The following is a 12,886-nucleotide window of genomic DNA, read 5'->3' as shown; positions in this document are numbered from 1 at the left end:
CGATCTCATGCCGGCAGGGTCAGGATGCCTGCCTGACCGTCCTCGCAGCCGAAGGCCAGGCGCCGGCCGGCCTTGTCCCAGGCCATGGCCGTGATGCCGCTGTCCTTGACGGCCGGACGCACCAGGAGCTCGGAGGCATCGTTGAGGCGGATCAGCAGGATGCAGCCGTCCTCATAGCCGACCGCCAGCACCAGGGTGTTGGGATGGAACGCGACCCGGCTGACCTTGGCGGGACGCACGCCGCATTCCCGCGGCGCCTTGCCCATGGGGCCTTCCTTCGATTCGAACGGCCAGATGATGGCCGCTTCGGCCCCGGAGGTGGCGAGCCACTTGCCGTCGCCCGACCAGGAGAGGGAGCGCGTCTTCGACGGGTAGCCGCTCATGCGCATATGGCCCTTGTCGGGAATGAGCCGCCAGCCGTGGAGGGCGTTCTCCTGCATGGAGGTCACCACGAAGCGGGCATCGGGCGACCAGGTGACGTCGAGATGCGAGCCCTTCCACTCAAGCACCTCGGGCTTCGCCTCCACATTGGGAAACCAGAGCGTGGCGCCGTTGTAATGGGAAATCGCCAGCCGGTAGCCCTTCGGCGCGAAGGCGAGGCCGCGGGCTGCGGAGGGGACCTCGAGGGTCTTCTCGCGTCCCTTGTCGTCACGGGCGACGACCCGCTTGCCGGCGCCATAGGCGAAGGCACCGCCGGCATTGACGGCAAGGGAGTCGATCCAGGCGCCCTTGGTCTCGGCTAGAGTCTTCGTGGACCCGTCGGCGCCTGTGACGGCGACGCGGCCGTCGTCGCCTCCGGTGACGAAGCGCTCGCCGTCGCCCGCCGCCACCAGGACTCCCGCATCGGGGTGGGCCTCGACGCGGTGGGTTTCGCCGTCCTTGGCCAGGAGAACGCCGCCGTCGCCGAGGCCGAAGGCGGCTGTGCCTTTCAGCCAGCCGATGGCCGTGACATGGGCGCCTGCAGCCACAGGCGCCACGTTCTGGGTCAAGGACGGAGCGGTTCCAGTACTCATCAAAGCGATCCCTTCATGCGCGCTGCCCATACCACGAATTGGCCGACAGGGGGCAGGCGCATCGCGATTTTCTTGACGGCGGGTGATCTACCGATGACCCGGGGATTAGGCCTTTTGGGCTTTGGCCAATTTTCGGCCCTTGGCTCACAATGCGCACTTCGAGAAGGAGTGGTTGAATGCGAGTTCTGGCTTTGGCGTCCTTGGCCCTTGCAGGTGTGTTGTGCGCGCAGGCGTCAGCCCAGGAGCAGAGCACGGAGCCATCGGCGAGGGAGGCGCAGAAGAAGGCGGCCTGCCAGCAGGAGGCCAACCTGATCTACAGGACCAGCAGCCGCGGCGTCGGTCTGGGCGAGGATACCCGCAACCAAATCATCGCAGCCCGCAGAGCCCATGTGCGGGACTGCGTGGCCAAGGCCGGACAGGCCCCGGGCTAGAGCATCGGACCCGAAAGTGAGTCCCACTTTTGGGATCTGATCCGATGCTTCACTCCATGATGCGCTAGCGCCATCCGAGGCTGGTTCAGCAGAATTCAAGCCGCACAGGCCAAGAAACCTTCCCTGATCGCCTTCTCGTTCAGATCGCGGCCGATGAAGACCACCTTGGAGGTGTGCTTCTCGCCGGGCTTCCACTCGCCCTGGACGTCGCCGTCCAGGATCATGTGAACGCCCTGGAAGACGAAGCGCTTCGGCTCGTTCGGGAAAGCCACGATGCCCTTGCAGCGCAGGATGTTCGGCCCTTCGACCTGGGTGAGGTTCGAGATCCACGGCATGAACTTCTCAGGATCCACCTCACCATCGAGATGCACGGAGACGGACTGCATCTCCTCGTCGTGATGGTGGTGATGGTCTTCCTCCAGGAAGTCCGGCTCCAGCTCGATGATCCGGTCGAGATCGAAGGCCTTGCGGTCGAGCACTTCCGAGATCGGGATGGCGCAGTTCTGGGTGCGATGGACCTTAGCGTAGGGGTTGATGGCGCGGATGCGCGCCTCGACCTCTTCCAGCTCCTTCTCGGAGACGAGATCGATCTTGTTGAGGATGATCACGTCCGCGAAGGCGATCTGATTCTTCGCCTCGGGCGCGTCCTTCAGCCGGTCGGAGAGCCATTTGGCATCGGCCACCGTCACGACCGCGTCGAGGCGGGCGGTGTCGGACACGTCCTGGTCCATGAAGAAGGTCTGGGCCACGGGGGCAGGGTCGGCGAGGCCGGTGGTCTCGACGATGATGGCGTCGAACTTGCCCTTGCGCTTCATCAGCCCGTCGAGGATGCGGATCAGGTCGCCGCGCACGGTGCAGCAGATGCACCCGTTGTTCATCTCGAACACTTCCTCGTCGGCGCCGACGACGAGCTCGTTGTCGATGCCGATCTCGCCGAACTCGTTGACGATCACGGCGTATTTCTTGCCGTGCTGCTCGGTGAGGATTCGGTTGAGAAGGGTGGTCTTGCCGGCGCCGAGATAGCCTGTGAGGACGGTGACGGGAATCTTGTCGGTCATCGGAGTTTCCAGAATTGATGGGTGTCATCCCCGGCGGCCCGTAAGGGCCGGGAAGGGGATCCAGGCTTCAGGGGGCGTACCTGGATTCCCTTCCCTCGCTGCGCGCGCCGGGAATGACACCAGACGCCGCAGCGATCAGGGCTTTCAGCTCGACAGGGCCGCGCTGAAAGCCCTTATATTGTGTCTCATCATGTCAATGTAAGTGCCGGCGGGGCCGCCCGGCTCCGACAGCGCGTCCGAATAGACCTTCTCGCCGATCTTTGCGCCGGTTTCCTTGGCGATGCGCTCCATCAGGCGGGCGTCGGAGACGTTCTCCACGAACACGGCGGCGATCTTTTCGCGCTTGATCTGCTGGATGATCCGCGCCACGTCCTTGGCCGAGGCCTCCGATTCGGTCGACACGCCCTGAGGCGCCACGAAGTCGATGCCGTAGGCGTCCTCCAAATAGCGGAACGCGTCATGGGAGGTGATGATCCGGCGCCGCTCGGGCGGGATCTTGGCAACAAGATCCTTCACCTCCGCCTCCACCTCGTCGAGCTGCTTGAGGTAGGAGGCGGCATTGGCTTCGTAAGCCGCCTTGCCGGCTTCGTCCGCGGCGATGAGGGCGTCGCGGATATTGGCCACGTAGGTCTTCGCATTGCCGATGCTCTGCCAGGCATGCGGATCGGAGCTGTCGTGGCCGTGATCGTGTCCGTGCCCATGGCCCGCATCCTCGCTCTTGAGCGGTTTCACGCCCCGGGCGGCCTCGACCTTCACGGCCTTGGTGCCGGAGGATTTCACGAGACGGTCGATCCAGCCTTCGAACTTCAGGCCATTGGTGAAGACGATCCGGGCTTCGGTCAGGCGCCGTCCATCGGCGGGCGTCGGGGAATAGACATGCGCATCGCCGTTCGGACCCACGAGGGTCGCCACCTCGACGCGCTCGCCGCCGACGTTGCGCACCATGTCGCCGAGGATCGAGAAGGTCGCGACCACCTTCAGTCTGTCGGCACTCTGCGCGGCCACCGGCAGCGACGATGCGACAAGGGCGAGGCCTCCTGCCAGAAGGGATACGGCAGCTCTTCGCGTCAGCATGGGTCTTGATCCTTGATCTGAGGGGTCAGGCTTCGAGATGCCTGCCGGGCCAAGCGAGCCACAGCAGGCCGCCCTCGCGCCCCAGCACGAGGGAAACCACATACACGGCACCGGCCGAGAGGATGATCGCGGGTCCTGCGGGCAGTTCCGCATGGAACGAGAGCAGAAGGCCGCTCCATCCGGACACGATGCCGATGACGACGGAGACCAGCATCATCATGGTGATGTCGCTGGTCCAGAAGCGGGAGGACGCGGCGGGCAGCATCATCATGCCGACAGCCAGCAGGGTTCCGAGCGCATGAAAGCCGCCGACGAGGTTCATGACCACGAGCCCGAGGAAGATCAGGTGCGTCGGCGTGCCCGCGCGACTCACGGAACGCAGGAAGATCGGATCCACGCATTCGAGAACGAGCGGGCGGTAGAGCACCGCCAAGGCCAGAACGGTGACCGTGGAGATGGAGGCGAGCAGCAGCAGCGTGTTGTCGTCGAGCGCCAGCACCGTGCCGAAAAGAACGTGCAGCAGGTCCACGTTCGAGCCGCGCAGCGACACGATGGTGACGCCGAGGGCCAGGGACAACAGGTAGAAGGCTGCGAGCGAGGCATCCTCCTTGAGAGAGGTGAAGCGGGAGACGAGGCCCGCCGCCACCGCCACGACGACGCCCGCGAACAATCCGCCGATGGTCATGGCTGGCAGGGAGAGGCCGGCGACGAGATAACCCACGGCGGCGCCGGGCAGGATCGCGTGCGCCATGGCATCGCCGGTCAGGCTCATGCGGCGCAGCATCAGGAAGACGCCGACGGGACCTCCGCCCAGAGCGATGGCAACCACGCCCACGAGGGCGCGTTGCATGAATTCGAATTCGGCGAACGGCGCGTAGAACAGGTCGAGCATCAACGGTGTCCTTAGGCGACGTTCCGGTGGCAGACATCCGCATGCGGGTCGTAAGCCTCGACCATGCGCCGGGCCTTCAGAAGGTTCTCAGGCTGCAGCACGTCCATGGTCTCGCCCCAGGCCACCGGCTCGCGGGCGATCAGCAGGGTCTGCGGGAAGGTGCGCTTGACCATGTCGAGATCGTGCAGCACCGCGACCACCGTGCGGGACTCGTCGTGCCAGCGGCGCACCAGATCGAGCAGGTCGGCCGTGGTCTTGGCGTCGATGGCGGTGAACGGTTCGTCGAGCAGGATCACGGGGGCGTCCTGCAGCAGGAGGCGCGCGAAAAGCGCCCGTTGCATCTGCCCGCCCGACAGGGTCGAGATCGCGCGCCGTTCGAAGCCGGTGAGGCCCACGGCCGCCAGCGCCTCTTCGATTTTCGTGCAGTCGCGCCGGGCGATGCCGCCGAAGAGGCCCGAACGGGACCACAGGCCCATGGCCACGAGGTCGTAGACCGAGAGCGGGAAGGACCGGTCGATCTCGGCGGCCTGCGGCAGGTAGGCGATGCCGGACGCTGAGCCCTTCAGGCGGATATGGCCCTCAAGGGGCTTCAACGTGCCAACAATGCCCTTGAGCAGGGTCGACTTGCCGGCCCCATTGGGGCCGACAACGGCGATCAGGGCGCCGGCGGGAATTTCACCGTCGAGATGATGCACGGCGGGCCTGCGGCCATAGCCGAGGGTCACCTCATCGAAACGGATGGCGGCCGATGCTGCGGACATGCGTTACCCCATCACGCTGAACACCAGCAGCCACAAACCCGCTAGCACGACGGCCGTTCCGCCCAGACGCTGCCCGACCGAGAGGCGCAGGAGCGAAAAGGTCGGGGCGGCAGCAATCGCCCGATGCTCATGGGGATGATGGTGGTGGCCATGCGACATGGCCTCCTACATAAACCGGTTTGGCCGCGATTTCCAGAGGCGTATAGTATTTTATACGCCCCTCACAAGCTGATGGTTTATGGGGGTTATCTCAGAACGTCGGGTGGTACTGGTAGAGCCAGGTTTCGCTCAGGACCTCGTTCTCGTTGCGCAGGTAGCCGCGCATCTCCACCGGCTCGGTCCCGGTGACCGTCAGGTCGAACTGGGTGCGCCAATGGCCGGGCACGTTGTTGGGCACAGCCTCGGTCAGGATGTTCGAGAACTCGCCGCGGGAGGCGGTGAGAACGGGCTTGGGGATCACCCCGCTCGGCAGTTTGGTCAGGGGCTCGCCGATGAACTCCACCATGAACTTGCGCACGCCCTTCGGCCGGGCGGTGCCGGCCTGCCCGCCGTTGCCGAGCCGGGTGGCGACGACTCGGGCGAGCGGCGTCGGATAGGGTTCCTCCGCCGACCAGTGCATGCGGTAGCGCAGCTCGATAGCCTGGCCCGCGCGCGCCGGCTCCGCCGGCACCCACATGGCCACGATGTTGTCGTGGATCTCGTCGTCGGTCGGGATCTCGACGAGCTGGATGGAACCGCGGCCCCAGGTGCCCTGCGGCTCGATCCAGAGGGAGGGGCGGCGGTCGTAATAGACGCCGTCGAGATAATGGTCGAAGTTCCGGTCGCGCTGGAGCAGGCCGAAACCCTTGGGGTTCTCGTCGGTGAAGGCCGAGGTGATGATGCGCGGCGGGTTGTTGAGCGGGCGCCAGATCCGCTCGCCGGTTCCCGTCCACATGGCGAGCCCGTCCGAGTCGTGGATCTCCGGACGCCAGTCGATGGCGGTCGTCTTCGCCTTCTCCGAGTACCAGTACATGGAGGTGAGCGGCGCGAGGCCGAGGCGGCTCACGTCCTGGCGCATGTAGACGGCGCTGTCGATGTCCATGATGACGGCGGCCGCCCGTTGCATGACGAAGCGGTAGGCGCCGGCGACGCTCGGGCCGTCGAGCAGGGCATAGACCGTGACCGTGTCCGAGCCCGGCTGCGGCGTCTCGAAATACACATGGGTGAAGTCGGGGAACTCCTCGTTCTTGCCGAACACGGCCACGTCCACGGCGAGGCCGCGGGCCGAGAGACCGTACTGGAAGAGCTCGCCGATGGCCCGGAAATAAGAGGCGCCGAGGAACGCGACCCAGTCGTTCTTCTTCCAGTCGAGCTTGCCGGTGCGGGCCTCCTGGAACCGGAAGCCGGCGAAGCCCGAATTATCCGGCAGCTTCCGGGCCGGCGAGTCCGCCGGCATGTCGAAATAGTCGCTGTCGTAGGTGATCTCGCGGGCTTGGCCGCCTTCGACCACGTGCATGCGCACCGGCTTCTGGAAGAAGCGGCCCATGTGGAAGAAGGTGACGGGGAATTCGCCGGGGCCGTTGGCCCAGAGCGCCAGATCGGTCTTGAAGCGGATCTTGCCGTGGGCGTCGTAGTCGATCTGGTACAGCACCTCGGGCGAGGGGCTCGGCGGCGCCACATAAGCGGAGCGGGCCATGTCCTGGGCTCGCTTCTTCAGATCCTCGAACGAGAACGGGGCAGGGGCTCCCATCTTCAGGGACTGCTGGGCCAGGGCCTCGGTGGCAAAGCCTTGCGCGGCAAGGGCGGCCGTGGCGGTGGCGGTCTGGAGGAAGCGGCGGCGATTGATCATGGATGAGCGCATGTGTCTGTGGAAGGGACGCACCCCTACCGACCAAGGTGGCAGGATTAAGTCCCTCTTAGCCTCTTGAGAATTCTTCGTCAGCGGTCAAAGTTACCCCACACACAGGCGTAGGCATAACTGCGCCATCAGATAGGGAGTACGCCATGTATCGGAAAGTCATGCGCAGCGTCGTCGGCGCTGCGGCGGCCATTGCGCTTGCGGGAGCAAGCTTGCCGGCCCAGGCCCAGGATTTTATCAACGTCCTGACGGGCGGCACCTCGGGCGTCTATTATCCGCTCGGCGTCGCCCTCTCCAAGGTCTTCACGGACAAGGTCCAGGGCGCCCGCCCGTCGGTCCAGGCCACGAAGGCCTCGGTGGAAAACCTCACCCTCCTGCAGCAGGGCAAGGGCGAGATCGGCTTCACCCTCGGCGACAGCCTCGCCATGGGCTGGGCCGGCGACGAGGAAGCGGGTTTCAAGGGCAAGCTCGACAAGCTGCGCGGCATCACGGCCATCTATCCCAACTACATCCAGGTGGTCGCGACCCAGGAATCCGGCATCAAGTCGCTCGCCGACCTCAAGGGCAAGCGCCTCTCCGTCGGCGCGCCGAAATCCGGCACCGAGCTCAACGCCCGGGCGATCCTCCAGGGTGCGGGCCTGTCCTACAAGGATCTCGGCAAAGTCGAGTACCTGCCCTTCGGTGAATCCGTCGAGCTCATGAAGAACCGCCAGCTTGACGCCACCCTGCAATCGGCGGGCCTCGGCGTCTCGTCGATCCGCGACCTCGCGACCTCGGTGCCGATCGTCGTGGTGGAAATCCCCGCCAGCGTCGTCGATAAGGTCGGCACGCCCTACGTGAAGGCGACGATCCCGGCCAACACCTATGGCGGCCAGACCGCGCCCGTGCAGACAGCGGCCGTGGTGAACTACCTCGTCACCCATTCCGGCGTGAAGGACGAGACCGTCTACCAGATGACCAAGGCGATCTACGACAGCCTGCCGGATCTCGCCGCGGCCCATGCGGCCGCCAAGGACATCAAGCTCGAGAGCGCGCTCTCCGGCATGCCCGTTCCGATGCATCCGGGCGCCCAGCGCTATTTCGACGAAAAGGGCGTGAAGAAGCAGGGCTCCTAAACCCTTCGGCCGATTTACATTTCAGCCGGGGCAGGTGAACTGCTCCGGCTTTTTCGTGACAATAAGAACAAGTGTTGAGGAAACGCCATGAGCCAGGGAGCGAACAGTTCCGAACTCGCCCAGATGGAAGCGCCGTCCGAGGCCGTCAATCCGGAACACGGCCTGCCGGAGAGCTTCGGCGAAGGCTTTTTGGGAAGGCTCCTGTTCTGGATCGCCGTTTCCTTCTCCACGTTCCAGATCATCACCTCCTTCGGCATCCCGCTCGACCAGCCGTTCATCGCGTCCTTAAGCCTCACCCATCTGTGGGCCGTCACCATGGTGGCCTGGGCGGCCTGGCTGATCGGGCTCGCGGTGCGCCGCCGCGCCATCGTCGACGGCGTGCTCGCCTGGATCGCCGTGGCCGGCGCCTTCGGGCTCGTTCTCTGGTTCGGCGGCAGCATGCCGAGCCAGGTGGTGCGCACCATCCATGTGGGTTTCCTGTGCCTCGTGGCCGGAGCGATGATCGCCAATCACCGGTCCGGATCGCCGTCCATGCGCGCCCTCGGCTGGATCCTCGGCGTCGCGAGCTTCCTGGTCGGGCTGTACCATTGGGCGTTCTACGAGGAGCTCGTGATCCGCGCCGGCGATCTCACCACGCTCGACCTCGTCGTCGGGATCGCCGCGCTCGCAATCCTGATCTACCTCGTCTGGCGCGTGATGGGCCCGGCCCTTCCCATCGTGGCCGGCCTGTTCCTGGCCTATTGCCTGTTCGGCAATTACCTGCCGGCTCCCCTCGATCATCGCGGCTATTCGCTGGATCAGGTTGTCGAGCACATGTCATTCGGGACGGAAGGCATCTACGGCACGCCGGCCCTCGTTTCGGCGACCTACATCTTCCTGTTCATCCTGTTCGGCGCCTTCATGGAGAAGGCCGGCGTCATCGACTTCTTCAACGACATCTCGATGGCGGTCTTCGGCGACAAGCAGGGCGGGCCCGGCAAGGTCTGCGTGGCCTCCTCCGCCCTCATGGGCACGGTCTCGGGCTCGGGCGTCGCCAACGTGGTGGCCTCGGGCCAGTTCACGATCCCGCTGATGAAGCGCTTCGGTTTTCCCTCCGCCTTCGCGGGCGGCGTCGAGGCGACCTCGTCCATGGGCGGCCAGATCATGCCGCCGGTCATGGGGGCCGTGGCCTTCATCATGGCCGAGACCATCGACGTGCCGTATTCGAAGATCGTGGAGGCGGCGATCATTCCGGCCATCCTCTATTTCGCCGCCTGCTATCTCGCGGTGCATCTGGAGGCCGGCAAGCGGCATCTGAGAGGGCTGCCGAAATCCGAGCTGCCGAATGCCTGGACCGAGCTGAGGACGAAGTGGTTCCTCATCGCGCCACTCGGCGTCCTCGTCTATCTGCTCTTCACCGGCTACACGCCGCTCTTCGCCGGCGCCGTGGGCCTGTCGCTCACCGTGGCGCTCATCCTCGGCACGGCGATTGCGGCAGGGCTCGCCACACCAGCTCTTCGGGTGGCGTTCTGGATCGGTCTGGCGTTGCTCTCGGCCTATTCGCTCGCCTCGACCGTGACGCTCGTCGTTCTCGTCGTCGCGGCCCTGGCCCTGTGGAACGCCTTCTCGGGCCGAGGGCGCACGACCCTTCAGGCCTGCGTCGACGCCATGGCGGACGGGGCCCGTCAGGCCCTGCCCGTGGGCCTCGCCTGCGCGGTGGTCGGCATCGTGATCGGCACCATGACGCTCACGGGGCTCGGCACCATCGTGGGCACCTGGATGATCTCCATCGGCAAGGAGAACATCTTCGCGGCCCTCGTGCTCACCATGATCTTCAGCCTGATCCTCGGCATGGGCATTCCGACGATCCCGAACTACATCATCACCTCGTCCCTGGCTGCCCCCATCCTGCTGCAGCTCGACGTGCCGCTCATCGTCTCGCACATGTTCGTCTTCTATTTCGGCATCATGGCGGACCTGACACCGCCGGTGGCGCTGGCGGCCTTCGCGGCGGCCCCTATGGCGAAGGAATCAGGGCTCAAGATCGGCATTCAGGCGGTCAGAATCGCTTTGCCGGGCTTCGTCATTCCCTACATGGCCGTCTACGATCCCACCCTGATGCTGCAGCCGGTGCCGGGACTCGAGGGAGCGGGCTACTGGCTTGCAGTCGTCTACATCGTGATCAAGGCCACACTCGCTATGACCCTCTGGGGCGTGGCCTCCGTCGGCTATTTCCTCAAGCCCCTGACCTGGTGGGAGCGGATCTGGGCGGCAGCCGCGGCCGGCTTCCTCGTGGCGGCCATTCCGCTCACGGACGAGATCGGCTTCGTCCTTTCGGCGCTCTTCGTCGGCTTCCACGTCTGGCAGTCCCGCAAGGTCGCCACACCGGCCGTCAGTTGATGATCTGCCTGCTTGCCGGCGCCATGGTCGCGCCTCTCATGGCAGGCGCGATCACGCTCGCCTGGACCCATTCGGTCGAGAAAATCGTCTGGGAGGAGGATTGGCGCTCAGGCACGGCAGGGCTCGAACTCGTCGAGGCGCGGGTGCGCGGATCCGGGGCCGGCATGGAGCCGCCGCCGGAGGCTCGGCTTGCCAATGGTGTCTGGTCGTGGAAGCCGAACCTGCCGCCGCAAGCAGAGGTGATCATGCGCCGCTCGGGCGCGACGGCGGATTGGCGGATCTGCACCTCGGGCCAATGCCGCCCGATGGAGGCCTATGTCCCACCTGAGGCCGATCCGATCGTGATGAAAGTGTGCGAGGGCTCTTAGGCGCGGCCGGTCAAGGGCTCGACGGCGACGCAGCGGCGCCAGAGATTCACGAGGATGTAGAGGGCGAACAGGCTGAACAGGGCCATGAGCGCGTAACCGACGTAATCGCCGAGCTCGAACAGGCCCGCGATGGCCCAGCCGGCGGCGATCGCGACGCCGAAGACTTCCGCGCCCACCAGGATCATGATGCTCATGATGGTGATCACGTTGCGCCAGTTGGTGCTTTTCGCCTGAGCCACTTTTGCCTCACTTCATTTCGTGCCGATGGGACTACCCTAAACGCCCCCTCCGGTGCAAGTTCTCCCCGAATCTCATTCTGTCGCGCCTCACATTACAAGAGACCATGCCCGAAACCCCCGTCTTCTCGACCGCCGCCGTTGCGGCTCCTCACAGGCTTGCGGCCGAGACCGGCCAGACCATTCTCGCCGCCGGCGGCAATGCGGTGGAAGCCATGGTGGCCATGGCGGCGGCCATTGCCGTGGTCTACCCGCACATGAACGGCCTGGGCGGCGACGGGTTCTGGCTGGTCCGGGAGCCGAAGGGCCGTATCCATGCCCTCGACGCCTCGGGACCCGCCGGCGCGCTCGCCACGATCAAGCGCTACCGGGGCAAGGGCTACGACGCCGTCCCGCCGCGCGGACCCGACGCGGCGCTGACCGTTGCCGGGGCGGTCGCCGGATGGGGACTGGCGCTGGAGCTTGCGAAGGCGCTCGGCGGGCAGCTGCCCCTCGATCTTCTCATGGGTGACGCCATCCGGTTGGCCCGGGACGGCTATGCCATCGGCGCCGCCGAGGGGCGGAATCCTCAGCTGGAACAGGCCGCCCTGTTCTCGGCGCCCGGTTTTGCCGAGGCCTTCCTCGTCGAAGGCAAGCTGCCCGAGGCCGGCACCAGGCGGCGCAATCTCAAACTTGCCGATGCGCTCGACCAGCTCGCCCATGCGGGGCTCGCCGATTTCTACCGTGGAGACGTCGGCCGCGAGATCGCCGCCGATCTGGAGCGCATCGGCAGCCCGATCACCCGCAAGGATCTGGAAGCCTATCGCGCCCGGGTGGTCCAACCCCTGTCGGTACGGTTGAAGCACTCCACCGTCTATAACCTGCCGCCGCCGAGCCAGGGGCTCGCCGCGCTCCTGATCCTTGGAATGTTCGAGCGCCTGAACGTGGGCCGGGCCGAGACCCCGGAGCACCACCACGGGCTGATCGAGGCCGCCAAGCGGGCCTTCGCCATCCGCGACCGGGTGGTGACGGATCCGCGCGAACTCACCCGCAATCCGGCGGATTTTCTTGAGCCGGCTGCTCTGGAGCGGGAAGCGGCTCTCATCGAGGCCCGCCGCGCCGCGCCCTATCCGCCGCGATCTGCCGAGGGAGATACGGTCTGGATGGGGTGCATCGACAAGGACGGGCTGGCGGTATCCTACATCCAGTCGGTCTACTGGGCCTTCGGCTCCGGCTGCGTGCTGCCGGCGACGGGCATCCACTGGCACAACAGGGGCCTGGGCTTCTCGCTCGATCCGAAGTCCCGGAACCCACTGGAGCCGGGCCGCAAGCCCTTCCATACCCTCAATCCGGGGCTCGCGGTTTTCAATGACGGACGCGTGCTCTCCTATGGCACCATGGGTGGCGAGGGGCAGCCGCAGATCCTCGGCCAGATCTTCACCCGCTATGCCGATTTTGGCATGAGCCTCGCCGACGCGGTGGATGCGCCGCGCTGGCTCTTCGGGAAGAGCTGGGGATCGCCTTCGGCAACCCTGAAGGTGGAGGGCCGCTTCGATCCGGGCCTGCTGCGTGCGCTCTCGGGCTTCGGCCATCCGGTTCAGGAACTGGACAAGCCTTATGCCGATGCGCTCGGTCATGCGGGCATGCTGGTGAAGCATCCGCGCAACGGGCGCGTCGAGGCCGTGCATGATCCGCGCTCCGACGGTGGATCGCTGGGACTCTAAGGGTGGAATCTTGTACAGA

13 protein-coding genes are annotated in these 12,886 nt (G+C 65.8%); 5 read left to right on the top strand and 8 right to left on the bottom strand.

What is annotated here, in order from left to right:
- Positions 1 to 5 precede the first annotated feature (5 nt).
- On the bottom strand, positions 6 to 1,013 hold the full coding sequence (locus tag VB672_RS16400) for a WD40 repeat domain-containing protein (RefSeq protein ID WP_329785267.1): 1,008 nt from the start codon (positions 1,011 to 1,013) through the stop codon (positions 6 to 8).
- A gap of 176 nt (positions 1,014 to 1,189) precedes the next feature.
- Here VB672_RS16400 and VB672_RS16395 point away from each other — a divergent pair, with 176 nt between their 5' ends.
- On the top strand, positions 1,190 to 1,444 hold the full coding sequence (locus tag VB672_RS16395; RefSeq protein WP_329785266.1) for a hypothetical protein: 255 nt from the start codon (positions 1,190 to 1,192) through the stop codon (positions 1,442 to 1,444).
- A 95-nt stretch (positions 1,445 to 1,539) separates the two neighbouring features.
- Here the strand turns inward: VB672_RS16395 and VB672_RS16390 are convergent, their stop codons facing one another.
- The 6 genes from VB672_RS16390 to VB672_RS16365 all read right to left on the bottom strand — a co-directional run bounded on the left by VB672_RS16390 (position 1,540) and on the right by VB672_RS16365 (position 7,057).
- Positions 1,540 to 2,502, bottom strand: a complete 963-nt coding sequence (locus tag VB672_RS16390) for a CobW family GTP-binding protein (protein WP_329785265.1) — start codon at positions 2,500 to 2,502, stop codon at positions 1,540 to 1,542.
- A 144-nt stretch (positions 2,503 to 2,646) separates the two neighbouring features.
- Positions 2,647 to 3,576 carry a metal ABC transporter substrate-binding protein gene (locus VB672_RS16385; protein WP_329785264.1) on the bottom strand — a complete coding sequence of 310 codons (930 nt, stop codon included), beginning with the start codon at positions 3,574 to 3,576 and terminating at the stop codon, positions 2,647 to 2,649.
- A gap of 25 nt (positions 3,577 to 3,601) precedes the next feature.
- Positions 3,602 to 4,468, bottom strand: coding sequence for a zinc ABC transporter permease AztB (aztB, locus tag VB672_RS16380; RefSeq protein ID WP_329785263.1), 867 nt, complete (start codon positions 4,466 to 4,468; stop codon positions 3,602 to 3,604).
- Positions 4,469 to 4,479: 11 nt separating this feature from the next.
- On the bottom strand, positions 4,480 to 5,229 hold the full coding sequence (gene aztA / locus VB672_RS16375) for a zinc ABC transporter ATP-binding protein AztA (RefSeq protein ID WP_329785262.1): 750 nt from the start codon (positions 5,227 to 5,229) through the stop codon (positions 4,480 to 4,482).
- A gap of 3 nt (positions 5,230 to 5,232) precedes the next feature.
- Positions 5,233 to 5,388: a hypothetical protein gene (locus VB672_RS16370; RefSeq protein ID WP_329785261.1), complete on the bottom strand. Its 156-nt coding sequence runs from the start codon at positions 5,386 to 5,388 to the stop codon at positions 5,233 to 5,235.
- Positions 5,389 to 5,479: 91 nt separating this feature from the next.
- The gene (locus tag VB672_RS16365) at positions 5,480 to 7,057 is read right to left on the bottom strand and encodes a glucan biosynthesis protein (protein WP_329785260.1); all 1,578 of its coding nucleotides are present in this window, start codon (positions 7,055 to 7,057) and stop codon (positions 5,480 to 5,482) included.
- Between the two features lie 170 nt (positions 7,058 to 7,227).
- On the opposite strand from VB672_RS16365, the gene VB672_RS16360 reads away from it, so the two are divergent.
- The 3 genes from VB672_RS16360 to VB672_RS16350 all read left to right on the top strand — a co-directional run bounded on the left by VB672_RS16360 (position 7,228) and on the right by VB672_RS16350 (position 10,928).
- Positions 7,228 to 8,181: a TAXI family TRAP transporter solute-binding subunit gene (locus VB672_RS16360; RefSeq protein ID WP_442932084.1), complete on the top strand. Its 954-nt coding sequence runs from the start codon at positions 7,228 to 7,230 to the stop codon at positions 8,179 to 8,181.
- Between the two features lie 87 nt (positions 8,182 to 8,268).
- Complete coding sequence (locus VB672_RS16355; RefSeq protein ID WP_329785258.1) at positions 8,269 to 10,560, top strand: TRAP transporter permease; 2,292 nt, start codon at positions 8,269 to 8,271, stop codon at positions 10,558 to 10,560.
- Positions 10,560 to 10,928 carry a DUF1850 domain-containing protein gene (locus VB672_RS16350; RefSeq protein WP_329785257.1) on the top strand — a complete coding sequence of 123 codons (369 nt, stop codon included), beginning with the start codon at positions 10,560 to 10,562 and terminating at the stop codon, positions 10,926 to 10,928. Before VB672_RS16355 ends, VB672_RS16350 begins: the two co-directional genes overlap by 1 nt.
- Here the strand turns inward: VB672_RS16350 and VB672_RS16345 are convergent.
- Positions 10,925 to 11,122, bottom strand: a complete 198-nt coding sequence (locus VB672_RS16345; protein WP_036347269.1) for a hypothetical protein — start codon at positions 11,120 to 11,122, stop codon at positions 10,925 to 10,927. The genes VB672_RS16350 and VB672_RS16345 overlap by 4 nt on opposite strands.
- 149 nt (positions 11,123 to 11,271) lie before the next feature.
- Between VB672_RS16345 and VB672_RS16340 the strand changes: the two genes are divergently transcribed.
- A complete protein-coding gene (locus VB672_RS16340) occupies positions 11,272 to 12,867 on the top strand; it encodes a gamma-glutamyltransferase family protein (RefSeq protein ID WP_329785256.1) in 1,596 nt (531 codons plus the stop codon).
- Positions 12,868 to 12,886 lie beyond the last annotated feature (19 nt).

This window comes from Microvirga sp. CF3016, assembly GCF_036314085.1.
In the GTDB taxonomy this organism is placed as follows: Bacteria; Pseudomonadota; Alphaproteobacteria; order Rhizobiales; family Beijerinckiaceae; genus Microvirga.
This window is presented reverse-complemented; position numbering and strand designations above follow the sequence as displayed.